The organism is Streptomyces roseofulvus (assembly GCF_039534915.1).
Lineage (GTDB): Bacteria > Actinomycetota > Actinomycetes > Streptomycetales > Streptomycetaceae > Streptomyces > Streptomyces roseofulvus.
Genome location: NZ_BAAAWE010000001.1, coordinates 2,438,924 through 2,464,413 on the forward strand (window position 1 = coordinate 2,438,924; position 25,490 = coordinate 2,464,413).

Genomic DNA, 25,490 nt, shown 5'->3' on the forward strand with positions numbered 1-25,490 from the left:
GTCGCTGCGCCCGGACGTGCGGCGGTGGCGCGGCGTACCGCGGGTGCGGGTTCAGGCGCGGAAGCCTGGACGCGGCCCTGCGGGGCGCCTGCCCGCACGGGGGCGGAGGGCCGAAAAAGGCCGTGCACGGCACTGTTCCCGCTGCTTACTCCTCAGTACATTGACGGCATGTCTAATACGCAGCCTGCACCGGTGGCGTCCGAACACGTGGAGCTCAAGGCCCGCAAGGTCGCCTTCGACTGGCAGGAGACCCCGCTCCACTGGGTTCCCGGCGATCCCTTCACCACGCACACGATCAACGTGCTGCACCTGCTGCTCCCGGCCGGTGAGCGGTGGTTCGTGCACGTCTACCAGCAGGCGCTGCCGTACATCACCGACGACCGGCTGCGCGAGGACGTCATCGGTTTCATCGGCCAGGAGGCCGTGCACTCGCAGGCGCACGACGACGTGCTGCCGCACCTGCGGAAGCAGGGGCTCGACCCGACGCCGTACACGGCGCAGGTCGACTGGTTCTTCGAGAAGCTGCTCGGCGACCGGACGCTGCCGCCGGGACGGGCCCGCCGCTGGTGGCTCATGGAGCGGGTCGCGCTGATCGCCGCGATCGAGCACTACACCGCCTTCCTCGGCGACTGGGTGCTCAACGCCGACGAGCTGGACCGGCGCGGCGCCGACCCGATGATGATGGATCTGCTGCGCTGGCACGGCGCCGAGGAGGTGGAGCACCGGGCCGTGGCGTTCGAGCTGTTCATGCATCTCGACGGGGGCTACCGGCGGCGCGCCCGCACCTGGGCGCTCGCCTTCTCCGCGCTGGTCTTCCTCTGGCAGCGCGGGGTCCGCTTCTTCCTGGAGAACGACCCCACCCTGCTCGACCCCAAGGCGTCCTGGGCGGACTTCTACCGCAGGGGCCGCGAGGGCGTGCTGCCGTCCACCCCGGCGATGCTGCGCTCGATACCCCGCTATCTGAGCCGCGCCTACCACCCCTCCCAGGAGGGCGACACCGCGCAGGCCGTGGCCTACCTCGCCGCCTCCCCCGGCGCCAACGGAGGCCGCTGATGCCCCGGTTCACCACCGTCGCGCTCGCCGCCGGCGCCGCGCTCCTCGTCCGCCGGGCGGTCCGCTCCCGCATGACGAGCGCGCCGCTCTGGCCGCTGCCCTCCCTGGAGACGCCGGTCTCCGGGTACGGGCGCGGGGCGACCGTCCCGCGCCGGGTGCTCGTCACCGGCCGGGCCGTCCCCGCCGCGGGCGTCGTCGAACTGCGCCTGGAGGGCGAGCGGCTGCCGTCCTGGGAGCCGGGCGCCCACCTCGACCTCGTCCTCCCCTCGGGGCAGATCCGGCAGTACTCGCTCTGCGGCGATCCGGCGCAGCCGGACGTCTACCGGATCGCGGCCCGGCTCATCGCGGAGGAGCAGGGCGGCCGGGGCGGCTCCCGCGAGGTGCACGAACAGCTCCACGAGGGCGTCGAGATCGAGGTCCGGGGTCCCCGGAACCGCTTCCCGCTGGTCTCCTCCCCCGCGTACGTCTTCGTCGCCGGCGGCATCGGGATCACCCCGGTCCTGCCGATGGTGCGGGCCGCGGAGGCGGCGGGCGCGGACTGGCGGCTGGTCTACTGCGGCCGGACCCGCGCCTCGATGCCGTACCTGGCCCATCTGGTCCGGATCGGCGGGGACCGCGTGACCGTGGTGGCGGAGGACGAGGACGGGTATCCGGACCTGTCCTTCCTGGCGCAGGTGCCGGCCGAGGCGCAGGTCTACTGCTGCGGACCCGACGGGCTGATGGACGCCGTCGCCGCCGCGATGCCGGAGGGCCGGGCGCCGCGCCTGGAGCGCTTCTCGGCGGTCGCGCCCGCCGACGGCACCCCCTTCGAGGTCGAACTCCGGCGCTCCGGGCGGACGGTGGCAGTCGCCGCCGACCAGTCGGTGCTCGCGGCGGTACGGGAGGAGGTGCCGGGCCTCATGTACTCCTGCACGCAGGGCTTCTGCGGCACCTGCCGGCAGACCGTCCTGGACGGGGAGGTCGACCACCGGGACGAGCTCCTCACCGACGCGGAGCGGGCGGACTCGATGCTGATCTGCGTCTCGCGCTGTGCCGGGAAGAAGCTCGTCCTGGACCTCTGAACGTCAGGGCAGGATCAGCCAGTCGAAGGCGAGGGCGGCCGCGAGGCCGCTCACCAGGAGCCAGGTGCCGAGCCGGGTGCGGCCGTTGCGGGAGAGCTCGATGACGATGCCGCAGAGGATCATCGCGAGTCCGTAGACGCCGACGACCAGCACGGAGGTCCGGCTGGCGAGGCGGATCACCAGGACCACGCCCATCACCACGAGCAGGACCGAGGCGGCCGCCACGCGCAGCCGCCTCGCCTGCGTGGGCGTCATGCCGTCGGCGGGGTCCGCGGCCTCCTCGCCCTCGTCGTCCTCGTCGCTCTCGCCCTCGGCCTCGTCGATGTCCTCGTCGATGTCCTCGTCGGCGGCGTGGTCGTCGCCCTCGTCGACGTCCTCGGCCTCGTCCTCGGCCGGGTCCTCCGTCGCCTCGTCGAGTTCGTCGGGCTCGTCGGTCACGGGGCTCTCGGCGGCCGGCGTGGACTGGTCGGAAGCGCTCATGAACGAGGAGCGTAACGGACCCCGATAGGCTGTTCGTATGACGACCGGTGTGCGGCGCAGGATGGGCGTCGAGGAGCGCAAGCAGCAGCTGATCGGGGTGGCCCTCGAACTCTTCAGCAGCCGCTCCCCCGACGAGGTGTCCATCGACGAGATCGCCGCCGCCGCGGGCATCTCCCGGCCGCTGGTCTACCACTACTTCCCCGGCAAGCAGAGCCTGTACGAGGCGGCGCTGCGGCGCGCGGCCGACGAGCTCGCGGCCCGTTTCCTGGAGCCGCCGCAGGGCCCGCTGGGGGCGCGGCTGCTGCGGGTGATGGGCCGGTTCTTCGACTTCGTCGACGACCACGGGCCGGGTTTCGCGGCGCTGATGCGGGGTGGTCCCGCGGTGGGTTCGTCGACGACCAACGCGATGATCGACGAGGTGCGGCAGGCGGCCTACGAGCAGATCGTCGCCCATCTCGGGGTGGCGGAGCCGTCGCCGCGACTCGAACTGGTCGTGCGGTCCTGGGTGTCGCTGGCGGAGTCGACGGCGCTGCTGTGGCTGGACGGGCGGCGGGTGCCGCGCGCGGAGCTGGAGCAGAAGCTGGTGCACGACTTCGCGGCGCTCACGGCGGTGAGCGCGGTCTACGACGAGCAGGCGGCGCGGGTGCTGACCGCGATCCTGGCGGAGGAGTCGGCGGACGGACCGTTCGCGGAGCTGGTGGGCCGGCTGCTCGCACTGGCGCCGGCCCCGGGCGTGCCGGCTCAGCCCGCGCGGTAGGACGCGTCGAGGTCGCGGATCTCGACCGAGAGGCGCACCCGGTCGGTGGTCTTGAGGTGACGGGACAGCAGGGGCAGCGCGGCCTTCGAGAGGCGGAGCTTGGTCTCGTCGTACTGGCCCCAGGGCAGGGCGATGTGGGCGTGCACCACGGCCCGCTCGACGGCGCCGTCGCCGACGACGGTCTCCTCGACCTCCCGGAAGCGGGTCGCGCAGGCGGCGAGCGGGGCGCCGGTGACCTCCGCCACGAGCGCGTGCAGGGCGAGCGCGAGGCCGCGCCGGTCCAGCGGCGCGGAGTAGTCGACGGTGATCTGCGGCATGACGGTTTCTCCTGGTGGTGCGGGATGTCGGGCCACAGCTTTACGGCGCGGGCCCCGGCCGCACAAGGGGCGGCCGGGGCCCGTGTTCCGGGGAGGGGCGTCAGCCGGTGGTCTTGAAGACCGCGACCGTGCGGGCCGGGACGGTGAAGGTGCCCGAACCGGTCTCGTAGGAGGCGGTCCTGGTGACGGCGTCGGAGCCGTTTGCCTGGACGGGGTGGAGGGCGTAGGCCGTGCCGGCCAGGCCCGGGACCGTCTGCTTCCGCTCGCCCGGGGTCGCGTTGAACACCACCACGAGGTCGCCGAGGCGCATGGTGATCACGCCCGGGGTCTCGCCGGTGCCGGAGAGCGGGAAGGAGAGGGCGGACTGCACCTGGCCGGCCGTGGCGAGCGAGAAGGCCGGCTCGGTGGAGCGGATCTTCTGGAGGTCCCGGTAGGCGGCGGAGGCGCCGTCGATGTCGGCGCAGCCGGGCGTCAGGTTCGGGAGGGCGAGGAGCGGCTTGCCGTAGCCCCACTTGGCCTTGTTGTCGGCGGCCGGCGGGAGGCCGATGCCGAAGCCGTTGCCGTCGCGGCAGTCCCAGTGGATCGCGTTGAACCAGTCGCCGCTGTCGTAGGAGTTGCGGTCGAGGGACTTGGAGCGGAGCAGGTCGGAGCCGGCCTGGGAGAGCGCCGGGCCCTGGGAGAGGGTGGCGGTGGCCATGGCGAGGACCTGCATGCGGGCCCGGTCGGCGGCGGAGGTGCCGGCCGGCAGCTTGAACGCCAGGGCGTCGTAGAGGGTCTCGTTGTCGTGGGCGTCGGCGTAGGCGAGGGCGTCGCCGGGGGCGGCGGCGTAGCCGGCCGGGGCGCCGTTGTAGTCGACCTCGGATCCCCTGACGGTGCGGCCCGAGGTGTCGGTGAAGGTGTAGCCGGCGAGGTTGCCGGTGAGGCCGACCTTGATGAGGTCCTGGTAGTGCAGGAGGCGGGCCTTCTGCTGCTCGGGGGTGCCGTTGGCGGCGGAGGTGTTGGGGTCGGTGTAGAGGCCGGAGGCGAAGCCCTGGATGCCGGGGTCCTCGTCGAAGGGGCCGCCGCCGCGGACGGCGTCCCGGGCCCGGTCGGAGAAGGTGGCGACGCCGGTGCCGGCCATGTTCTTCTGGGTGGCCTGGACGAAGCGGGCGTCGTCGGCGATCTCGCCGAAGTTCCAGCCCTCGCCGTAGAGGACGATCGCCTTGCCGTCGACGCCGTCCTTCTCGACGGTCAGGGCGTCGAGCGCCCTGCGGACGGCGAGGATGTTCTCCTTCGGGTGGTGGCCCATGAGGTCGAAGCGGAAGCCGTCGACCTTGTACTGCTTCGCCCAGGTGACGACCGAGTCGACGACGAGCTTGCCCATCATGGCGTTCTCGGGCGCGGTGTTGGCGCAGCAGGTGGAGGTGGCGACGGTGCCGTCGGCCTGGAGGCGCTGGTAGTAGCCGGGCACGATCCGGTCGAGGACGGACTTGTCGGACTGTCCGGCGGCGACGGTGTGGTTGTAGACGACGTCCATGACGGTGCGCAGGCCCTGCCCGTTGAGGGCCTGGACCATCTGCCGGAACTCGACCGTGCGGCGGGTGCCGTTCGGGTCGGTGGAGTAGGAGCCCTCCGGGACGGTGTAGTGCAGCGGGTCGTAGCCCCAGTTGTAGGCGTCCTTCGCGGCGGCGGCGGTGACGCAGGCCTGCTGCTCCTCGGAGTCGGGGGCGTAGACCTTCAGGTCGCAGGCGGGGGCGGTCTGGTCGGACTTCTTCTCGGGGATGGTGCCGATGTCGAAGGCCGGGAGCAGGTGGACGTAGGAGGTGCCGGAGTCGGCGAGGGCCTTGAGGTGCCGCGAGCCCTTGCTGTCCCGGTCGGTGAAGGCGAGGAAGGTGCCCTGGTGGCCGGCCTCCGCGGTGGGGTCGGCGATCGAGAAGTCGCGGACGTGGAGTTCCTGGATCTGGGCGTCGCGGAGCGGCACGGCGGCCGGCTTCCGCAGGGTCTTCCAGCCGGCGGGGGCGAGCTTCGGGTCGGCGAGGTCGACGACGAGGCTGCGGGCGGAGTCGGCGGTGAGCGCGGTGGAGTAGGGGTCGGTGACCCGGTTCTCGACGAGCTTCTGGACGGTGGGCGCCCAGACCTTGACGACGTACCGGTACGGCTTGCCGTTCCAGGAGCGGTCGCCGGTGACGGACCAGACGCCGGTGGTGTCGTCGCGCCGCATGCGGACGGTCCGGCCGTCGAGTTCGAGGGCGACGGACTGGGCGGTCGGGGCCCACACGGAGAGGGTCGGCCGGCCGCCCCGGAAGACCGGGCCGAGGGCCTGGGACGTGGCCTCGGCGGCGTACAGGTCGTCGAGGACTCCGGCGGTCTGGACGCCGGTGGCGGCGAGCAGGGCGCCGTTGGCGGCGCGCTGGGTGGCGATCAGCTGGCCGCGCAGCGAGGCGCGGATCCGGTCGGCGTCGCGCGGGTCGACGGTGAAGGCCGGGTAGTCCTTGAGGTGCGGGAACCTCGCCTTCTGCGCGTCCGTGAGGCTGCCCGCGTTCAGCCGCAGCCACCGGCCCTCGCCGCTGAGGGCGCCGTCGGCGACGGTGATGCCGCCCTCGGGGGCGTAGACGAGCTGCTGGCTGGTGGAGTCGTTCGCCTTCACCTTCCAGACGACGGTGTTCCGGTCGATCCACTGCGCCTCGGCCTTGCCGAGGTCGAGGGCGGGGGCGCCGCCGGAGGTCGGCAGGAGGTGCTTGGGCTGTCCGGCGAGCAGCCAGACCTCGTGGCCGGTGGCGGCGAGGTCGAGGGACTGGTCGGTGGGGAGGTCCTTCTGGTCGCCCTTGTGGAGGATGTACGAGAGCGAGGTGGCGCCCTCGGCCAGCGGGACCTCGTAGACGGCGCCGTAGGCGTCGATCCGGGTGGGCAGGAGGGGCTTGGACCAGTCGGTGGGCTGGGCGGCGCCGGTCCACAGGTGGAGGCCCCAGCCGTCGTAGTTCCCGTCCTCGCGCTGGTAGTGGAGGACGGCCTTGGTCTTGTCGGGGGTGGTGGGGGCCGGGTTGGTGTCGGACTGGCCGTCCTGGCCCTGGGTGACCCAGACCTCGCCGGTGCGGCCGAGGTCGACGGTCCGCTGGGGGCCGTCGGCGGTGCCGTCCTTCTCGACGGTGTACGCGACGGAGGAGGCGCCCTCGGGGAGCTTGACCCAGGCGAAGGCGCCGAAGGCGTCGCGGCCGGTGAAGGCGGCGCGCTGTCCGGCGGCGTTCAGGGTCCAGCCGTCGTAGTTCCCGTCCTCGCGCCGGTAGTGGACGATCGCGTACGGGCGCTCGACGGCGACCGGCTTCTCGGGGGCCGGGGGCGCGCCGGCGGTGGTGGCGGCGGTGGCGCTCGCGGTGCGTCCGGCGGCGTCGACGACGACGGCCTTGTAGCGGAGCGGGGTGCCGGCGGGCGCGGTGACGTGCTGGGTGACCTTGTAGGGGGCGTGGTCGGCGGTGCCGAGGGTCTGCCAGCGCCCGTTGCCGACCTGGGCGGCGAAGACGACCCGGTTGAGGGCGCCGCCGGTGACGTCGGCGCTGAGCTCGACGGTGCCGGTGGAGCCGGCGGCGGGGGCCCGGAGGGTGACGGCGGGCCGGGCGCCGGCGGCCGGGAGGGGCGCGTCGGCCCTGAGGACCAGGGTGGAGAGGGCGGGGACGGTGACGGTGACCTTGCCGTCCTTCGCGGTGACGGCGCCCTGGCCCCCGTACAGGGTGTGGAAGGCGGTGGAGTCGACGGGGATGTCGACGGTCCTCGGTTCGGTGGCGCTGTTGGCGGCGACCAGGTACTCGACGCGCTGCTTCGCGTCGGTGCGGGTGGCGGCGTAGACGGAGCCCTCGGCGTGGCGCTCCCGCTGGATGCCGTCGCGCAGGGCGGGGTGCTCGCGGGTGAGCTTCGACAGGGCGGCGATCGACCGGTAGACGGGGTGGCCGGTGTCGTACGCGTCGGAGGCGTGCGTGCGGTCGGTGCCGAGCTGGTCGTCGTCGAGGTAGTCGGCGACCTGGGAGCCGAAGAGGGTCTGGCGGGCGTCCTTGTCGCCGCCGGCGCCGGTGAAGCCCTGCTCGTCGCCGGAGTAGATCACCGGGTTGCCGCGGGAGAGGAACATCAGCTCGTTGGCGAGCCGGGCGCGCTGGACGAGTTCGGCGTCGCTCGCGTCCGGGTTGTCCTGCTTGAGGAAGGTCCCGAAGCGGCCCATGTCGTGGTTGCCGAGGAAGGTGACCTGCTCGTAGGCGTTGGCCTTGTCGGTGGTGTAGCGGAAGTCCTCGGCGAAGACCCTGGCGAGGCGGTCGGCGCCGGCGCTCTGGGAGGCGAAGGCGCGGGCGGCGTCCTGGAAGGGGAAGTCGAGGGTGGCGTCGAGCCGGCCGCGGGTGACGTAGGGGGCGGTGACGGTGGTGTCGGCGGAGTAGACCTCGCCGAACATGAAGAAGTCCTCGCGGCCCCGCTTCTTCGCGTAGGCGTCGAGCGCGGTGGCCCACTGGGTCCAGAAGTCGAGGTTCACGTGCTTGACGGTGTCGATGCGGAAGCCGTCGATGTCGAAGTCGCGGACCCAGGTCTCGTAGATCCTCTTCATGCCCTCGACGACCTCGGGACGCTCGGTCCACAGGTCGTCGAGGCCGACGAAGTCGCCGTACTCGGCGGACTCGCCCTGCCAGGTCGAGTCGCCCCGGTTGTGGTACATCGTGGGGTCGTTGAGCCAGGCGGGGACCTTGTCGCCGGTCCGCTCGACGGGGGTGTACGGGAAGGAGTCGGCGTCGACCTTCCCGATCGCGGTCCGGTCGTCGAAGGGCCGGCCGTCCTTGTCGAGGTACGGGTAGGCGCCCTTGGGGCGGTAGCCGTACTTCTTCTCGGCGTAGTCGACGGTGTCGGCGGTGTGGTTGGTGATGACGTCGAAGAAGACCTTCATGCCCTTGGCGTGGGCGGCGGCGATCAGCTTCTTCAGGTCGTCGTTGGTGCCGAAGTGCGGGTCGACCTGGGTGAAGTCGGTGATCCAGTAGCCGTGGTAGCCGGCCGAGGCGTCCTTGCCCTCGCCCTGCACGGGCCGGTTCTTGAAGATCGGCGCCATCCAGATGGCGGTGGTGCCGAGGCCCTTGATGTAGTCCAGGCGCTGGGTGAGGCCCTTGAGGTCGCCGCCCTGGTAGAAGCCCTTGTCGGCGGGGTCGAAGCCGGTGGCGGTACGGCTGCCGGTGAGACCGCCCCGGTCGTTGGAGGTGTCGCCGTTGGCGAACCGGTCGGGGAGCACGAAGTAGAACTGCTCGCGGGTGAGGTCCTGGCGGGCCGGTTCGGCGGCGAGCGCCCGGTCGGACGGCGGGGCGGGCGGGCGGGGCGCGGCGGTGGCGGGGAGGGCGGGCACGAGGGCGGCGCACAGGGCGGCGGCGAGCGCCACCGCCGTTCTCTTGGGTATCACGAGGGTGCTCCCTGGAGGTACGGGAAGAGGGGGCCGCCCCGGTCGGGGCGGCCCTGCGGAGGGAGGGTGCTCAGCTGCGGAAGGTGTCGTTCAGGACGACCTGGCCGGAGGCGGGGACGGTCGCGGTGCGGTTGGCGCCGGACTCCCAGGTGACGTTCCCGGCGGCGTCCTTGCGGAGGTACTTGTACTCGAAGGCCGTTCCGGCGGGCAGGTTCACGGCCAGCTTCCACACGGGGTAGGCGGCCGGGTCGAGCTTGAGGGCGGAGGCGGGGGCCCAGTTGCCGAGTTCGGCGCGGTTGCCGACGACGTAGATGTTCTGGCCGACCACGGTGGTGGCGGTGACGTTGAAGGAGGCGCCGGTGGTGGCGGGGGCCGTGGTCGGCGGGGTGGTGGGGGTGGTTCCGCCGCCGCAGCCCGTGGCCCCGGTGTGCAGGGCGAGGGCGGTGTTGGCACCGAGGGTGGCGGTGAACTGGCCGGCGGCGTTGACCGTCACGGGGGTGTTCGACTGCACGTCGCAGTAGGTGCCGGCCGGGAGGGAGGTCTGGAAGGTGCGGGAGAGGGCGGACGACTCGTGGTTGATGACCACGTACGCCTTGCCGCCGCGGCCGAACGCGATCGCGTTGTTGCCGTTGTCCCACCAGTGGGAGACGGCCTCGCCGCGGGCGGTGTTGCGGAAGGCGACCATGGAGGAGATCTCGCGCCAGGCGTGCTGGCACTTCCAGCCGTCGGTGTAGCAGGCGTTCACCTGGCCGCCGTTCGGCGGGCCGGCGTCCTTGTCGGTCCACTCGTAGCCGGAGTGGACGTCCGGGGAGCCGTAGGGCCAGGCGAGCATGAAGACGGAGGCGAGGGTGTAGTTCGCGCCGTCCTTGTAGTTCAGGGTGTCGCCGCCGCGCTCGGTGTCGTGGTTGTCGACGAAGACGCCGGACTGGCCGGAGGGCATGTACCCCCATGCCTCGCCGAAGTTCTTGAGGTAGGCGAGCTTCTCGTTCTGGAGGACCCGCTTGAGGTCGCGGGCGTAGCGGAACTCCTGGACGTCGCCGCTGCCGAGGTACTCGCTCGGGGAGACGGCCTCGCCGGCGCCGTGGATGGCCTCCAGCTTCCAGTAGGCGTTCGGGTTGGTCAGCTTGGCCTTGATGGCGGCGAGGTCGGCGGCCGGCATGTGCTTGGCGGCGTCGACGCGGAAGCCGTCGACGCCCAGCGAGAGGAGGTCGTTGAGGTAGCCGGCGATCTTCCCGCGGACGTACTCCTCGCCGGTGTCGAGGTCGGGGAGCTGGACCAGTTCGCAGTTCTGGACGTTCGCCCGGTCCTGGTAGTTGGAGATCGCGGACCGGCAGTCGTCCATGTCGGCGCCGGAGTAGAGGCCCGGGTAGTCGTACTTGGAGAACGGGGTCCCGCCCGTTCCCGTGCCGGAGCCGTTCGCCATGTGGTTGATGACGGAGTCCGCGACGACCTTCACACCGGCCGCGTGGCAGGTGTCGATCATGTTCTTGAAGGCGGTGCGGTCCCCGAGCCGGCCGGCGATCTTGTAGCTGACGGGCTGGTACGAGGTCCACCACTGCGCGCCCTGGAGGTGCTCCTGGGGCGGGGAGACCTGTACGTAGCCGTAGCCGGCGGGGCCGAGGCGGTCGGTGCACTCGCGGGCCACGGAGGCGAACTTCCACTCGAACATCACCGCGGTGACGTCCTTGGTCCCCGGCGGGGTGGCCTGCGCCGGGGCGTTCACCGTGACGGCCGCAGCGGCTCCCGCCACGAGGGCGAGTGCAGCGGCCACGGTCTTTCTTGCCATGCTTCCTCCTGGACGACGTCCCTGTCGTGTCGAGAGCTGTTCGCAAGAAGTTGCCGAAATTCTCAGCAACTGTTTTCAGCCGCGACCGTAGGGGCGTACAGGCGTGCGGTCAATACTTCGCGCACGCCCATCGCAAGGGATTACGCAAGACGTTGCGGGGGCTGCGCGGTGGACCCGCGCACGACCAGCTCCGGCTGGAAGACGAACTCGGTGCGCTGCACCGGACTGCCCTCGATCTCCTCCAGGAGCGCGCCGACGGCCGCCGTCGCCATGGCCTGCACGGGCTGACGCACGGTGGTCAGCGGCGGGTCGGTGAAGGCGATCAGCGGGGAGTCGTCGAAGCCGACGACGGAGACGTCCCGGGGCACGTCGAGGCCGCGGGCGCGGGCCGCCCGCACGACGCCGAGCGCCATCAGGTCGGAGCCGCAGACGATGCCGGTGCAGCCCTCGTCGAGCAGGATCTCGGCGGCCGCGTGCCCGCCCTCGACGCCGAACAGGGTGGGCCGCACGAAGCGTTCGGCGTCCGCCCGCTCGACGCCCAGCATCTCGTACAGCTCGGCGGCGAAGCCCTCCGCCTTGCGGCGCGAGGGCACGTACCGGGTGGGGCCGATGGCGAGGCCGATCCGCTCGTGCCCGAGCTCGGCCAGGTGGCGCACGGCCATCCGGGCCGCGGCCCGGTCGTCCGGGGAGACGAAGGTGGCGTCGATCCGCTCGTGGTAGCCGTTGATGAGGACGTACGGCACCCCCCGCTCGGTCAGCCGGGCGTACCGCGCCGGGTCGGCGGAGGCGTCCGCGTGCAGCCCGGAGAGGAAGACGATGCCGGCCACGCCGCGCTCGACCAGCTGGTCGACCAGCTCGTCCTCGGTGGCGCCGCCGGGCATCTGGGTGCAGAGCACCGGCGTGTAGCCGTGCCCGGCCAGGACCTGTTCGACGACCTGCGCGAAGGCCGGGAAGATCGGGTTGGTCAGCTCGGGCACCACGAGTCCGACCAGGCCGGCGCTGCGGCGCCGGAGCCGTACAGGCCGTTCGTAGCCGAGCACGTCCAGCGCGGCGAGCACCTTGTGCCGGGTCGCGCCGGCCACCCCCGCCTTGCCGTTGAGGACGCGGCTGACGGTGGCCTCGCTCACCCCGGACTGGGCCGCGATGTCCGCGAGCCGCGGGGCACCGTTGCCGGTGCCCCGCGGCGGGGGGATCGTCACACCGCCCACCAGACGGTGGTGTCGGCGGGGATCTCCGCCTGATCGTCGACGACGCGGACCTCGTCGTTGCCGAGCAGATACCGGCCGGGCAGCGGGACGGTGATGGCCCGGCCGGTGGTGTTGGCGGTGCAGACGAAGCCGTCGCGGCGGAAGGAGAGCACACCCTCGGGTGCCTCCAGCCACTCCACGGCCACGCCCGCACCGAGTTCGGGGCGCTCGCGCCGGACGGCGAGCGCGCTGCGGTACAGCTCCAGGGTGGAACCGGGGTCGCCGGTCTGGGCCTCGACGCTCAGCCCGCCCCAGGTGGCCGGCTGCGGCAGCCAGGAGCCGCCGTCGCCGAAGCCGTACGAGGAGCCCTCGGTGGTCCACGGGATCGGCACCCGGCAGCCGTCGCGGTAGCCGTCCTGGCCGCTGGCCCGCCAGAAGGACGGGTCCTGGCGGACCTCGTCGGGCAGGTCGGTGACGTCCGGGAGGCCCAGCTCCTCGCCCTGGTAGAGGTAGGCGGAGCCGGGCAGCGCCAGCATCAGCAGGGTCGCGGCGCGGGCGCGGCGCAGACCGAGTTCGCGGTCGCCGGGGGTGCGCAGCTGGGTGCCGAGGCCCGCCGGGTTGGCGAAGCGGGTGGCGTGCCGGGTGACGTCGTGGTTGGAGAGCACCCAGGTGGTGGGGGCGCCGACGGTGCGCATCGCCTCCAGCGAGGCGTCGATCACGGTGCGGAGCTCCGCGGCGTCCCAGTGGGTGCCGAGGTACTGGAAGTTGAACGCCTGGTGCATCTCGTCGGGGCGCACGTAGTGGGCGGTGCGGTCGACGGTCGGGGTCCACGCCTCGGCGACGAGGATGCGCTCCCCGTCGTACTCGGCGAGGATCTGCCGCCAGGAGCGGTAGATCTCGTGGACGCCGTCCTGGTCGAAGAAGGGCATGACGTCGTTGCCGAGCAGCTTCAGCTGGTCGTGGGCACCGATGTCGGGCAGGCCCGCGGCCTTGACCAGGCCGTGGGCGACGTCGACGCGGAAGCCGTCGACGCCCATGTCGAGCCAGAAGCGCAGGATCGAGCGGAACTCGTCGCGGACGGCCGGGTGTTCCCAGTTGAAGTCGGGCTGCTCGGGCGCGAAGAGGTGCAGGTACCACTCCCCGTCCTCGACGCGGGTCCAGGCGGGACCGCCGAAGATGGACTCCCAGTCGTTGGGCGGCAGCTCGCCGTTCTCGCCCTTGCCGGGGCGGAAGTGGTAGCGCTCGCGCAGCGGGGAGCCGGGGCCCTCGCGCAGGGCGCGCTGGAACCACTCGTGCTGGTCGGAGGAGTGGTTGGGGACCAGGTCGACGATGATGCGCAGGCCCAGGTCGTGGGCCTCGCGGATCAGGGCGTCGGCGTCGAGCAGCGAGCCGAACATCGGGTCGATGGCCCGGTAGTCGGCGACGTCGTACCCGGCGTCGGCCTGCGGGGAGGCGTAGAAGGGGGAGAGCCAGACGGCGTCGACGCCGAGCTCCTTGAGGTACGGCAGCCGGCTGCGGATGCCCACCAGGTCGCCCATGCCGTCGCCGTTGCCGTCGGCGAAGCTGCGCGGGTAGACCTGGTAGATCACCGCTTCTCTCCACCAGCCCGTGTCGGTGCCGGTGGTGGAGGCGGCGGGGGCGGCGAGATGCTGGGTCATGTCTTCCCTGGGAGGTAAGGAGTGGCGTACAAGTGGGTCGCTCAACCGTCAGCCCTTGACGGCACCGGCGGACATGCCGGTGACGAGGTGGCGCTGGGCGAAGAGGAACACCAGGGCCGCGGGGATGGCGATGAGGACGGAGGCCGCCGTCATCGGACCCCACTGGGCCCCGTACTGGTTGACGAACTTCTGCAGACCGCCGGCGAGCGTCAGGTTCTCGTCGCCGACCATGAAGGCGGACGCGTAGGCGACCTCGCCCCAGGCGGTGATGAAGGAGTAGAAGGCGGTCACCGCGATGCCCGGCTTGGCGAGCGGCAGGATCAGCCGCCAGAAGGTGCCGAAGGGGGTGAGCCCGTCGACGTAGCCCGACTCGTCGATCTCGCGCGGGATGCCGTCGAAGAAGCCCTTCATCATCCAGGCGCAGAACGGGACGGCGATGGTCAGGTAGGTGATGACCAGGCCGGCCGGCTCGTTGAGCAGCCCCATCGACGACATGATGTTGTAGATCGGCACGATGAGGACGGCGACCGGGAACATCTGCGTGACGAGCAGGGTCCACATGATCCCGCGCTTGCCGGGGAAGCGGAAGCGGCTGACCGCGTAGCCGGTGGTGGCGGAGATGAACACGCCCACGACGGTGGTGAGCGCGGCGACGAGGAGCGAGTTCCCGAACCAGGTGAGGAACGGGGTGTCCCTCAGCAGGTTCGTGTAGTTCTCGAACGTCGTCTCCTTGAAGAAGTCCGTGGTGCTCGCGTACTTCGCCGGCTTGAGCGAGGTCAGCAGGACCCACAGCACCGGGAAGACGGCGATGACGGAGGCGACGATCAGGGTGAGGTGCAGCGCCACGGAGGAGAGCGGCGAGCGGCGGCCGCGGACCGGGGTGTTCATGGGCCGGGCGGTGGGGGTCGTGGCGGTCACCAGACTTCTCCCTGCTTGCGGAGGACGCGCCGGTAGAACGCGGCGAAGATCATCAGGATCACCAGGATCAGGACGCCCCACGTGGACGACTGGGCGAAGTCGCGCGGGCTGATCTCGAAGGAGAACTTGTACGCCTGGGTGACGAGGATCTGCGTCGCCTCGCCCGGTCCGCCCCGGGTGAGCAGGAAGATCACCGGGAACATGTTGAAGGTCCAGATGGTGGAGAGGAGGACCACCGTCGTGGAGACGGACCGCAGCCCCGGCATGGTGATGTGCCGGAAGCGCTGCCAGGCGTTGGCGCCGTCCATCTCGGCGGCCTCGTAGAGCTCGCCGGGGATGGACTGGAGCCCGCCGAGGAGGGCCACCATCATGAAGGGGACGCCGAGCCAGACGTTGACCGCGATGACGGAGACCTTGGCGATCAGCGGGTCGTTCAGCCACGGGACGGCGTCGAGGCCGACGCCGGAGAGGATCTGGTTGAGCATGCCGCGGCGCTCGTCGTAGAGGAAGCGCCAGGCGAAGACCGAGACGAAGCCCGGGACCGCCCAGGGCAGGATGAGCATCATCCGGTAGAAGGAACGGCCGGCGATCTTCCGGTTGAGGATGTTCGCCAGGGTCAGACCGAGGGCGAACGTGATCGCCACGCAGGAGACGGTCCAGACGACCGTCCAGCCCAGGGTGGCGAGGAACTGGCTGCCGGTGATCGCGTCGGCGTAGTTGTCCAGGCCGACGAACTCGTAGGTGGCCGGGATCTCGTTGACGCCGATGCTGCGCGCGACGTTGCGCTCGTTGGCGTCGGTCAGCGACAGGTAGATGCCGCGGCCCAGCGGGTAACCGATGATCACGGCGATCACGATCACCACCGGGGCGACCATCGCCCAGGCGTACCAGTGGGTGGCGAGGGAGCGCTTCGGTGCCCGCCGCTTCGGTCCAGTCCCGCGGCTCCGGCCGCGGGCGACGTGGTCGCCCGCGGCCTTCGCCACCGACTGGCTGGGGGTGTCCACAGCCATCAGCCGGTCAGCCTTCCTCTTACTTCCAGTCCTTCAGGAGCTTGCGGTAGCCGTCGCCGACCGTCTTCGCGCCCTGCTCGGGGGTGGTCTGGCCGGTCAGGACCTTGGTGTACTCGGTGACCAGCGGCGCGAAGAGGCTGCCGCCCTCCGGGATCCAGGGGCGCTCGACGGCCTTGTCGACGGCCGGCTTGAAGAAGCCGACCTTCTCGTTGCCCGCGACCTCCGACTGCAGGTAGACGGACTGGCGGGTCGGGAGGAGGCTCAGCTCCTTGGTGACCTGGGCCTGGGACTCGGCCGAGGACATGTACTCGGCGAAGGCGTAGGAGGCGTCCAGGTTCTTGGAGCCGGCGTAGACGGCGAGGTTGTGGCCGCCCTGCGGGGCACCCTGGCCGGCGGAACCGGCCGGGACCGGGGCGATGCCGAGGTTCGCCTTGTCGGCGAACTCCTTGCCGGCGTAGGTGTCGGCCAGCGCCCACGGGCCGTTGATCATCATCGCGACCTTGCCGTCCTTGAAGGCGGCCTGCATGTTGTCCCAGCCGTTGGTCGCGTCGGTGATCGCGGCCTTCGAGTCGACGAGGTCCTTGACCGTCTTGAAGGCCTTGACGCCGGCCTCGTTGTCGATGGTGATCTTCTTGTTCTCGGCGTCGACCATGTCGCCGCCCTCGCCGTACAGGAACGAGAGGAACCAGTAGGCGTCGTCGCCGCGGAGGTACAGGCCGGTCTTGCCGGTCTTCTCCTTGATCTTGGCGGCGGCGGTCTTCAGCTCGGCGATGTTCTTCGGAGCCTCGACGCCCGCCTCCTTGAAGATCTTCTTGTTGTAGAAGAGCCCCATGGAGTCGATGACCTGCGGGACGGCGTAGGTCTTGCCGTTGTACTTGGTGGAGGCGGCGGCCTGGGCCAGGAAGTCGTCCTGGTTCTTCAGCGCCGGGGTGCCGTCCAGCGGGGCGAGGTAGCCGAGGTCGGCGAACTCGGGGGTCCAGGCCACCTCGGAGCGGATCACGTCGGGGGCGCCGGAGCCGGACTGCGCGGCGTTCTTGAACTTGTTCTGCGCCTCACCGAAGGGCACGTTCACGTACTTGACCGTGACCTTGGGGTGCTTCTTGGTGAAGCCCTCGGCAAGCTTCTTGAAGACCTTGTCCTCGGAGCCGACCGTGGAGGTGTCCCACCAGGTCACGGTGCCGGAGAGCTCGCCCGAGCTCTTCGAGCCGCCGGTGGAACCGCTGTCGCTCCCGCCGCACGCCGCCAGGGTGACGCCCAGGGCCGCGACCAGCGCGGTGGCCGCTATGCCACGCCGCATGTGAACTCCTTCAACATGATCCCGGGGAGACGAGGGGCTGGAACCTTCCTCATTGCGACCGCTCCCTCGCGGCGCTCCGGGTTGCCAGGAACGTAACAGGGATGAAAACGAGCCGAAAGACCTTGCGTGAAATTTCTGCAAGGACCGGGGATCGTTACATCCACGTGTCCCGAAGGTTGCCGTCGGGCCGCTTGACAGCGGCGCGGAAGGGCTTCTTCCGCCCCTTCGTCCGGTATCTCCCGCCGTACGTGACCCCGGAGGCACTCCTTCCGGTGAGCGGAATCGTTTCTTCCGGAACGGCCGCCTCACGCCTCCCACCGCAAGACCTGCAAGACCTTGCGGTTGCCTTGCGGTCCCCCGCGGCCCGAAGGGCGGCCGCCCGACTGGTGGGCAATACGCGCTGTGACCGGTACAGTCCACTGTCATGACCGCGCGGCTCGCCGACATCGCAGCCCAGGCGGGGGTCAGTGAAGCCACAGTCAGCCGCGTGCTCAACGGCAAGCCCGGTGTGGCCACGGCCACCCGTGAATCCGTCCTTGCCGCCCTCGACGTGCTCGGCTACGAGCGACCGGTACGGCTGCGCCAGCGCAGCGCCGGCCTGGTCGGGCTCATCACCCCCGAACTGGACAACCCCATCTTCCCGGCGCTCGCGCAGGTCATCGGGCAGGCCCTGACCCGCCAGGGCTACACCCCGGTGCTCGCCACCCAGACCCCCGGCGGGTCCACCGAGGACGAGCTCACCGACATGCTGGTGGAGCGCGGGGTCTCCGGCATCATCTTCGTCTCCGGTCTGCACGCGGACACCACGGCGGACACCTCCCGCTACGACCAGCTGCGCGGCAAGGGCGTCCCGTACGTCCTCATCAACGGCTTCTCCCCCAAGGTGCAGGCGCCCTTCGTCTCCCCCGACGACCGGGCCGCGATGCAGCTGGCCGTCACCCACCTCGCCGCCCTCGGCCACACCCGGATCGGACTGGCCGTCGGACCGAAGCGGTTCGTGCCGGTGCTCCGCAAGATCGAGGGCTTCCAGAAGGGGATGCGGGACCGCCTCGGTCTCACCCCGGAGGAGTCGGAGGAGCTGATCCAGCACTCCCTCTACACCCTGGAGGGCGGCCAGGCGGCGGCCTCGGCCCTGATCTCCCGGGGTTGCACGGCGGTGGTCTGCGCCTCCGACATGATGGCGCTCGGCGCGATCCGGGCGGCCCGGCAGCAGGGGCTCGAGGTGCCCCGGGACGTCTCCGTCGTCGGCTTCGACGACTCGCCCCTCATAGCCTTCACCGATCCGCCGCTCACCACCATCCGGCAGCCCGTGCAGGCGATGGGGCAGGCGGCGGTCCGCGCCCTCCTGGAGGAGGTCGGCGGCACCCCGGCCCCGCACTCGGAGTTCGTCTTCATGCCGGAGCTGGTGGTCCGCGGCTCCACGGCCTCGGCGCCGCCCGCCCCGTAGTACCGGGGTATGTCGTCCCTCAGGCGGACAGGGTGCGCCGCACACCCGACCGAGGGATGATCGGTCGGGGGGCGTGGATCTGGCAAACTCTCTGCCTATGGGTGAAACGACCGTGAAGAGTTTGGACGACCGGACGACCCCGTCGTCACCCATCGTGGCCGACGGCCGGTGGGCGTGGCTGCGTGCGCGCAGCCCCCGGCGCCCCCGCATCTGGTTCGAACTGCTGCTGATCGCCGTCAGTTACTGGGTGTACTCGCTCATCCGCAACGCGGTGCCGGAGCAGAAGGCCGAGGCGCTGAAGAACGCGGACTGGATCTGGCGGACCGAGGAGTCCCTCGGCCTCGCCTTCGAGCACGCGGTCAACCACGCCGTGAACTCGGTGACATGGCTCATCGTGACGATGAACTACTACTACGCGACGCTGCACTTCATCGTCACCATCGGTGTGCTCGTGTGGCTGTACCGATGGCAGCCGGGCCGTTACGCGGCGTTCCGCACCGTCCTCTTCGCCACCACCGCCGTGGCCCTGGTCGGCTACTACCTGTATCCGCTCGCGCCGCCCCGGCTGATGGAGAGCAAGGACTTCGTCGACACCGTCCTGGTGCACCACACCTGGGGCTCGATGGCCTCCGGCGACCTCAAGCACATGTCGAACCAGTACGCGGCGATGCCGTCGATGCACATCGGCTGGTCGCTCTGGTGCGGGCTGACCATCTTCTTCCTCGCCAGGGCGCCGTGGGCCCGGATCCTCGGCATGCTCTACCCGGCGGCCACCCTGGTCGTGATCGTCGCGACCGCCAACCACTTCTGGCTGGACGCCGTGGGCGGGATGATCTGCCTCGGCTTCGGCTTCCTCGTCGCCTACTGCTGGTACGGCACCTGGCCGCACCGCCTGTCGAAGCAGATCGAGCCCCTGACGGTCGCCGAACCGGCTGCGTCCGCCCCCGCGAAGGGGCCGGCCACGCCGGAGGCCGCCGACCAGGAGGAGCCGGTCGGCTCCGGCCGGTGACGCAGACGGCGACGTCGAAGTCGCCGGTGCCCAGCGCACCGCAGAGGCGCGGCCAGAGCGGCATCGGCTGCTCGGTGGCGCGGGCGCCGGTCGGGTCGCCGAGGTCGACGATCCGTCTCAGGCGGCGGCCTCTTCGCGGACCGGGGCCGCGGCCGCCTGCCGGACCACGCGCCGGCGGCGGGTGGGGAGGCCGAGGGTCGGGTGGGCGACGCCCCAGGCGGCGCCCTTGCAGATGAGCTCCTTGTAGCGGGCGGCGAGGCGACCGGTGAGGGCCTTCTCCTTGGCCCGGTCGTCCGCGGTGACGAACTGGATCAGGGCCTCCCCGCGGCCGAGCGAGACGCACTGCTGGGCGTAGCGGATGGAGATCTCGGGCACCCTGGCGCCGGTGAGCCGGGCGGCGAGGGCGTCGGCGGCCTGCCAGGCCATGGGGACGCCGGAGGCGCAGGACATCCGGAGCGGCTTGCCGCCCGGGCCGACGGCCGTGGCCGCGTCGCCGATGGCGTAGACGTCGGGGTGGGAGACCGAGCGCATGGTGGCGTCGACGACGATCCGGCCGTCGGCGGCGAGCTCCAGGCCGGTGCCCTCGGCGAGCGGGTGGACGGCGAAGCCGGTGGTCCAGACGGTGACGTCGGCCGGGACGACCGTCCCGTCGGCGGTGGTCAGCCGGTCCGCGGCCACCTCGGCGACCGCCTGGTGCTCGTGGACGGTGATGCCGAGCCCGGCCGTGACCTTCCGCAGGTGGGCGCCGCCCTTCGCGGAGAGCCAGTCGCCGAGGGCGCCGCGCGCGACCAGGGCCACGTCGAGGTCGGGGCGGCTCTCGGCGATCTCGGTCACGGCCTCCAGGCCGGTCAGCCCGCCGCCGACCACCACCACGGTCCCGCCCGCCCGCAGCTCGGCCAGGCGGGCGCGGAGCCGGAGGGCTCCGGGGCGGCTCGCCAGCTCGTGGGCGTGGGCGGCGACGCCGGGGACCCCTCCGTGGTTCCAGCCGCTGCCGAGGGCGTAGACCAGGGAGTCGTACGCCAGCTCCTCGCGTCCGTCGCCGGTGTCGAGGGTGACGGCCTTGCGGTCGGCGTCGACGGCGGCGACCCGGGCGAGCTTCAGCTCGACGCCGGTGCCGTCGAAGATCTCGCCGAAGGGGCGGGGGGTGAGGTCCTGGCCGGCCGCGAGCTGGTGCAGGCGGACGCGCTCGACGAAGTCGGGCTCGGGGTTGACGAGGGTGATGCGCACGTCCTCGCGGTGCAGCCGCTTGGCGAGGCGGCCGGCGGCGACGGCTCCGGTGTAGCCGGCTCCGAGGACGACGATGCGGTGCTGCATGACCGTGCTCCTGTCTGCGCGGGGTCCGCGCCGTTCTCCGGCGTGGTTTCGCACCTTGAACCGGACGGCCCCGCGTTCCCTGACAGGAATTGGATGTGACCTGCGTCACACCCCCCCCGGGGGAGGGTCAGAGGCTGTAGAGCGGGGCGCCGTGCTCCTCGGCGGCCCAGCGCTCGGCGGCCCGGTGCAGCTTGTCCGGGTTCACCTGGCTGCGGACGGCGACGATGCCGTCCGGGGTGACCTCCAGGCAGGAGATCCCGACGACCCGGCCCTCCACGACCACGATGATCGCGGGCTCGCCGTTGGCGGTGCCGGCGTAGAGGTCCGGGACGCCGCCGACCAGCGCCCGCTTGGCCGGGGCCGGCTTGAACAGGCCGCGCAGGAAGGTCGCGACCGCCTTCGCGCCCTCGAAGGCGCTGGCCCGCGCGGGGACCTTGCCGCCGCCGTCGCCCGCGGCGACGGCGTCCTGGGTGAGCAGCTGGATGAGGGGTTCCGTACGGCCGCTGGTGGCGGCGGCCAGGAACTCCTCGACGATCCTGCGGGCGGCGGCCCCGTCGATCTCGGTGCGGGCCCTGCCGTCGGCGACGTGCTTCTTGGCGCGGTGCAGGATCTGCTGGCTGGCGGCCTCGCTGATGTCGAGGATCTCGGCGATCTCCCGGTGCGGGTAGCCGAAGGCCTCGCGGAGCACGTACACCGCCCGCTCGGCCGGCGCGAGGCGCTCCAGCAGGACGAGGACGGCGTACGACACGGACTCGCGCTGTTCGGCGGTGTCGGCGGGGCCGAGCATCGGGTCGCCGGCGAGCAGCGGTTCGGGGAGCCACTGGCCCACATAGGTCTCGCGGCGGGCGCGGGCCGAGGTGAGCTGGTTGAGGCAGTAGTTGGTGAGGACCTTGGTGAGCCACGCCTCGGGCACCTCGATGCGCCCGGTGTCGGCGGCCTGCCAGCGGAGGTAGGTCTCCTGCACGGCGTCCTCGGCCTCGGCCGACGAGCCGAGCAGCCGGTAGGCGATGGCCTCCAGGCGGGGCCGCGCCTTCTCGAACCGGTCCACGTCACTCATCAGCAGGGCCATGCCGCGATCGTATCGGGCCGGCCGGGACCGGGCGGCCCCGGTGCCCGGCCGGCCCAACCGTCAGGCCCCGTAGAAGAGTTCGTCGACGACCGCGCGGGCGCGCCGGGTGATCCGGCGGTAGTCGTCGACCATCTCGCCGACATGGCCGGGGCCGTAGCCCAAGTAGCGTCCGACGGCGGCCAGTTCGCGCGGCTCGGAGGGGAAGGTGTCACCGGGGCGGCCGCGGACGAGCATGACCGCGTTCCGCACCCGGGTGGCGAGGACCCATGCCTCGTCGAGGGTCTGCGCCTCCTCGGTCGGGATCAGCCCGGCGGCGTGCGCGGCGGAGAGCGCGGCCCGGGTGCGGGTGGTGCGCAGGCCCGGTTCGGCCCAGCCGTGCCGCATCTGGAGCAGCTGGACGGTCCATTCGACGTCGCTGAGGCCGCCGCGGCCGAGCTTGGCGTGGAGGGTGGGGTCGGCGCCGCGCGGCAGCCGCTCGGACTCCATGCGGGCCTTGAGGCGGCGGATCTCGCGGACCGCGTCCTCGCCGAGTCCCTCGGCGGGGTAGCGGAGCGGGTCGATCAGCTCGATGAACCGCTGCCCCAGCTCGGGGTCGCCGGCCATGGGGGCGGCGCGGAGCAGGGCCTGCGACTCCCAGACGAGCGACCAGCGGCGGTAGTACGCCTGGTAGGAGGCGAGGGTGCGGACCATGGGGCCGCTCCTGCCCTCCGGCCGCAGGTCCGCGTCGATCAGCAGCGGCGGGTCGGTGGTGGGGAGCTGGAGGAGCCGGCGCATCTCGGTGACGACCCGGTTGGCGGCCCTGGCGGCCTCCTGGTCGTCGACGCCGGGGCGCGGCTCGTGCACGAAGAGGACGTCGGCGTCGGAGCCGTAGCCGAGTTCATGGCCGCCGAAGCGGCCCATGCCGATGACCGCGAACCGGGTGGGGAGTTCGTCGCCCCACTCGGCGCGGACGGCGGCCCGCAGGGCGCCGGCGAGGGTGGCGGCGTTGAGGTCGGTGACCGCCTGGCCGACCCGGTCGACGAGGACGCCCGGGTCGGAGGTGCGGGGGCTGTCCTCGGTGCCGTACGCGTCGATGAGGTCGGCGGCGGCGGTGCGGAACAGCTCGCGGCGGCGCACCCCGCGGGCGGCGGCGACGGCCTGCTCGGCGTCGTCCGCCCGGCCCACGGCGGCGAGGACCTCCTGCTCCAGGTGGTCGCGGCCGCGCGGCCTCAGCCCCTCGGGGTCGCCGAGTATGGCGACCGCCTCGGGGGCGCGGAGCAGCAGGTCGGGGGCGAGCCGGCCGGCCGAGAGGACCCGGGCGAGGTTCTCGGCGGCGGCGCCCTCGTCGCGCAGCAGCCGCAGGTACCAGGGGGTCTTGCCGAGGGCGTCGGATACCTTCCGGAAGCCGAGGAGGCCGGCGTCCGGGTCGGCGGAGTCGGCGAACCAGCCGAGCAGCACCGGCAGCAGGGTCCGCTGGATGGCGGCCTTGCGGCTGACGCCGGAGGCCAGCGCCTCCAGGTGGCGCAGGGCGGCGGCGGGATCGGCGTACCCGAGGGCTTCGAGGCGCTGGCCGGCCGCCTTGGGGCTGAGCCGGATCTCGCCGGGGGCGAGCTGGGCGACGGCGTCGAGCAGCGGCCGGTAGAAGATCTTCTCGTGCAGCCGGCGGACGACGGAGGCGTGCCGCCGCCACTCCTTGTTCAGTTCGGCGACGGGGTCGGTGCGCAGTCCGAGCGAGCGGCCGAGGCGGCGCAGGTCCTCGTCGCCCTCGGGGACGAGGTGGGTGCGGCGCAGCCGGTACAGCTGGATGCGGTGCTCCATGGCCCGCAGGAAGCGGTACGCCTCGTCGAGCTGGGCCGCGTCGGCGCGGCCGACGTAGCCGCCGGCGGCGAGGGCGGCGAGCGCGTCCAGGGTGGAGCCGCTGTGCAGGGTGGCGTCGCTGCGGCCGTGCACCAGCTGGAGGAGCTGGACGGCGAACTCGACGTCCCGCAGGCCGCCGGGGCCGAGCTTCAGCTCCCGGTCGACCTGGGCGACGGGGATGTTGTCGACGACCCGGCGGCGCATGGCCTGCACGTCGGTGACGAAGTTCTCGCGCTCGGCGGCCTGCCACACCAGCGGGGAGACGGCGTCGACGTAGGCGCTGCCCAGCTCGGGGTCGCCGGCCACCGGCCGCGCCTTGAGGAGGGCCTGGAACTCCCAGGTCTTGGCCCAGCGCTGGTAGTAGGCCAGGTGGGAGGAGAGGGTGCGGACGAGCGGGCCGTTGCGGCCCTCGGGGCGCAGGTTGGCGTCGACCGGCCAGATGGTGCCCTCGACGGTGGTCTCGGAGCAGATCCGCATGAGGTGGGAGGCGAGCCGGGTGGCGGCCTGGAGCGCCTTGGCCTCATCGGCGCCCTCCGCCGGCTCGCCGACGAAGATCACGTCCACGTCGGAGACGTAGTTCAGCTCGTGGCCGCCGCACTTGCCCATGGCGATCACGGCGAGTCGGCACTGGGCGGCGTCGGTGGGTTCGGCCGCCTTGGCGATGGCGAGGGCGGCCCGCAGGGTGGCGGTGGCCAGGTCGGCGAGCTCGGCGGCGGCCTGGGCGACGTCGGTGGTGCCGCAGACGTCCCGGGCCGCTATCCCGAGGAGGCAGCGGCGGTAGGCGATCCGGAGCGCCACCGGGTCGGTGGCCCCGGCGAGTCCGCGCTCGAAGTCGGCGACCCCCGGGTGCAGGTCGGCCGCCTCGTAGGTGACCAGGGTCTCCCAGTCCCTCGGGTGCCGGGCGAGGTGGTCGGCGAGCGCCTCGGAGGCGCCGAGGACGCCGAGCAGCCGGTCCCGGAACGGCTTGGCGGAGAGCAGGGTGGTGGTGAGCGTCTGCCGCTCGCTCTCGGGCTGGGCCTCGACCAGCCGGACCAGGCCGCGCAGGGCGAGGTCGGGGTCGGCGGTGGCGCCGAGCGCGTCGAGGAGGACGGAGTCGCCGCGGAGCGCGGCGAGCTCGGGCAGGTCGAGGAGCCGCTCGGCCCCGGACGGATCGGTGAACCCGTGCCGCAGCAGCCGTGTGAACGTACTGCTCCTGCGCCCCGGCACCGTCATCTCCGCCGCTCCCTCTCCGCCGCACGCCCGACGGCATCGAGCCTATCCGCAGCACGGCCACGGAGCGTGCGGGACGGGTACGGAGCCCCCCGGAGGAAGGCGAGGCGCGCGAGCCCCTGGCCCGCCCGGAGGGGCGGCGGACCGCCCGGAGCGGTGGCGGGCCGCCGGAGGGGCGTGCGCCGCCCGGAGCGGCGGCAGACCGCCGGAGGGGCGTGCGCCGCCCGGAGCGGCGGCAGACCGCCGGAGGGGCGTGCGCCGCCCGGAGCGGCGGCAGACCGCCGGAGGGGCGGCGGACCGCCGGAGGGGCGGCGGACCGCCGGAGGGGCGGGACAAGCCGCCCGGAGGGGCGTGCGCCGCCCGGAGGGGCGGGGCGAGCCGTCCGGAGCGGCGCCGGAGCCGAGCCGCGGCGGACCGCCGGAAGCGGGCCGTCCGGAGGGGCGGGGCTGGCCGTCCCGGAGTGTGGCGAGGTCTCCCTGGGTGGTGGCGGGCATCCGGAGAGCGGCGGGGGGGCATCGGCGGGCCGTCACGGCGGCCTTGGACGGCCGTCGCGGAGGGTGGCTGAAAAGGGTGTTCACCTGCCCGGATCCGGTACGGATCACACGTGACGTCGGGCACATCGGGCCGTTTTCGGAACCCGTCGGCTGCTCCGGCCCTGTACCCATGTGAGTCGTTCGTCCCGTCGCC

General features: G+C 72.3%; 17 protein-coding genes. 5 read left to right on the forward strand and 12 right to left on the reverse strand.

Annotated features, from left to right (window positions below; translation table 11 throughout):
• Positions 1–168: 168 nt before the first annotated feature.
• Together ABFY03_RS11240 and ABFY03_RS11245 are read left to right on the forward strand one after the other, a co-directional pair.
• The gene (locus tag ABFY03_RS11240) at positions 169–1,053 is read left to right on the forward strand and encodes a metal-dependent hydrolase (RefSeq protein WP_319011881.1); all 885 of its coding nucleotides are present in this window, start codon (positions 169–171) and stop codon (positions 1,051–1,053) included.
• Positions 1,053–2,114 (forward strand): PDR/VanB family oxidoreductase, encoded by a 1,062-nt coding sequence (locus ABFY03_RS11245; RefSeq protein ID WP_346169808.1) that lies wholly within the window; start codon positions 1,053–1,055, stop codon positions 2,112–2,114. Before ABFY03_RS11240 ends, ABFY03_RS11245 begins: the two co-directional genes overlap by 1 nt.
• 3 nt (positions 2,115–2,117) lie before the next feature.
• Here ABFY03_RS11245 and ABFY03_RS11250 read toward each other — a convergent pair whose 3' ends face one another.
• A complete protein-coding gene (locus ABFY03_RS11250; protein WP_346169809.1) occupies positions 2,118–2,594 on the reverse strand; it encodes a hypothetical protein in 477 nt (158 codons plus the stop codon).
• A 37-nt stretch (positions 2,595–2,631) separates the two neighbouring features.
• Between ABFY03_RS11250 and ABFY03_RS11255 the strand changes: the two genes are divergently transcribed.
• Positions 2,632–3,351: a TetR/AcrR family transcriptional regulator gene (locus ABFY03_RS11255; protein WP_346169810.1), complete on the forward strand. Its 720-nt coding sequence runs from the start codon at positions 2,632–2,634 to the stop codon at positions 3,349–3,351.
• On the opposite strand, the gene ABFY03_RS11260 is transcribed toward ABFY03_RS11255, so the two are convergent.
• The 8 genes from ABFY03_RS11260 to ABFY03_RS11295 all read right to left on the reverse strand — a co-directional run bounded on the left by ABFY03_RS11260 (position 3,336) and on the right by ABFY03_RS11295 (position 16,919).
• Positions 3,336–3,668, reverse strand: coding sequence for an isomerase (locus ABFY03_RS11260; RefSeq protein WP_319011877.1), 333 nt, complete (start codon positions 3,666–3,668; stop codon positions 3,336–3,338). The genes ABFY03_RS11255 and ABFY03_RS11260 overlap by 16 nt on opposite strands.
• A 100-nt stretch (positions 3,669–3,768) precedes the next feature.
• Complete coding sequence (gene pulA / locus ABFY03_RS11265; protein WP_346169811.1) at positions 3,769–9,063, reverse strand: pullulanase-type alpha-1,6-glucosidase; 5,295 nt, start codon at positions 9,061–9,063, stop codon at positions 3,769–3,771.
• A 70-nt stretch (positions 9,064–9,133) separates the two neighbouring features.
• The gene (locus ABFY03_RS11270; RefSeq protein ID WP_319011875.1) at positions 9,134–10,849 is read right to left on the reverse strand and encodes a carbohydrate-binding module family 20 domain-containing protein; all 1,716 of its coding nucleotides are present in this window, start codon (positions 10,847–10,849) and stop codon (positions 9,134–9,136) included.
• Between the two features lie 140 nt (positions 10,850–10,989).
• Entirely contained in the window at positions 10,990–12,057 is a 1,068-nt protein-coding gene (locus ABFY03_RS11275) for a LacI family DNA-binding transcriptional regulator (protein ID WP_319011874.1), read from the reverse strand.
• The gene (locus ABFY03_RS11280) at positions 12,045–13,694 is read right to left on the reverse strand and encodes a glycoside hydrolase family 13 protein (protein WP_319011873.1); all 1,650 of its coding nucleotides are present in this window, start codon (positions 13,692–13,694) and stop codon (positions 12,045–12,047) included. Before ABFY03_RS11280 ends, ABFY03_RS11275 begins: the two co-directional genes overlap by 13 nt.
• 48 nt (positions 13,695–13,742) lie before the next feature.
• Entirely contained in the window at positions 13,743–14,582 is an 840-nt protein-coding gene (locus ABFY03_RS11285; RefSeq protein WP_319011895.1) for a sugar ABC transporter permease, read from the reverse strand.
• Between the two features lie 26 nt (positions 14,583–14,608).
• Positions 14,609–15,622: a carbohydrate ABC transporter permease gene (locus ABFY03_RS11290; RefSeq protein ID WP_319011872.1), complete on the reverse strand. Its 1,014-nt coding sequence runs from the start codon at positions 15,620–15,622 to the stop codon at positions 14,609–14,611.
• Positions 15,623–15,641: 19 nt separating this feature from the next.
• Positions 15,642–16,919 (reverse strand): extracellular solute-binding protein, encoded by a 1,278-nt coding sequence (locus tag ABFY03_RS11295; RefSeq protein ID WP_319011871.1) that lies wholly within the window; start codon positions 16,917–16,919, stop codon positions 15,642–15,644.
• 424 nt (positions 16,920–17,343) lie between these two features.
• Here ABFY03_RS11295 and ABFY03_RS11300 point away from each other — a divergent pair, with 424 nt between their 5' ends.
• A complete protein-coding gene (locus ABFY03_RS11300) occupies positions 17,344–18,366 on the forward strand; it encodes a LacI family DNA-binding transcriptional regulator (protein ID WP_319011870.1) in 1,023 nt (340 codons plus the stop codon).
• 97 nt (positions 18,367–18,463) lie between these two features.
• On the forward strand, positions 18,464–19,375 hold the full coding sequence (locus ABFY03_RS11305; protein WP_346169812.1) for a phosphatase PAP2 family protein: 912 nt from the start codon (positions 18,464–18,466) through the stop codon (positions 19,373–19,375).
• 117 nt (positions 19,376–19,492) lie between these two features.
• On the opposite strand, the gene ABFY03_RS11310 is transcribed toward ABFY03_RS11305, so the two are convergent.
• The 3 genes from ABFY03_RS11310 to ABFY03_RS11320 all read right to left on the reverse strand — a co-directional run bounded on the left by ABFY03_RS11310 (position 19,493) and on the right by ABFY03_RS11320 (position 24,806).
• Entirely contained in the window at positions 19,493–20,689 is a 1,197-nt protein-coding gene (locus ABFY03_RS11310) for an NAD(P)/FAD-dependent oxidoreductase (RefSeq protein WP_319011868.1), read from the reverse strand.
• A gap of 127 nt (positions 20,690–20,816) precedes the next feature.
• A complete protein-coding gene (gene sigJ / locus ABFY03_RS11315; protein ID WP_346169813.1) occupies positions 20,817–21,758 on the reverse strand; it encodes an RNA polymerase sigma factor SigJ in 942 nt (313 codons plus the stop codon).
• Between the two features lie 60 nt (positions 21,759–21,818).
• A complete protein-coding gene (locus tag ABFY03_RS11320; RefSeq protein ID WP_346169814.1) occupies positions 21,819–24,806 on the reverse strand; it encodes a bifunctional [glutamine synthetase] adenylyltransferase/[glutamine synthetase]-adenylyl-L-tyrosine phosphorylase in 2,988 nt (995 codons plus the stop codon).
• Positions 24,807–25,490: the final 684 nt, after the last annotated feature.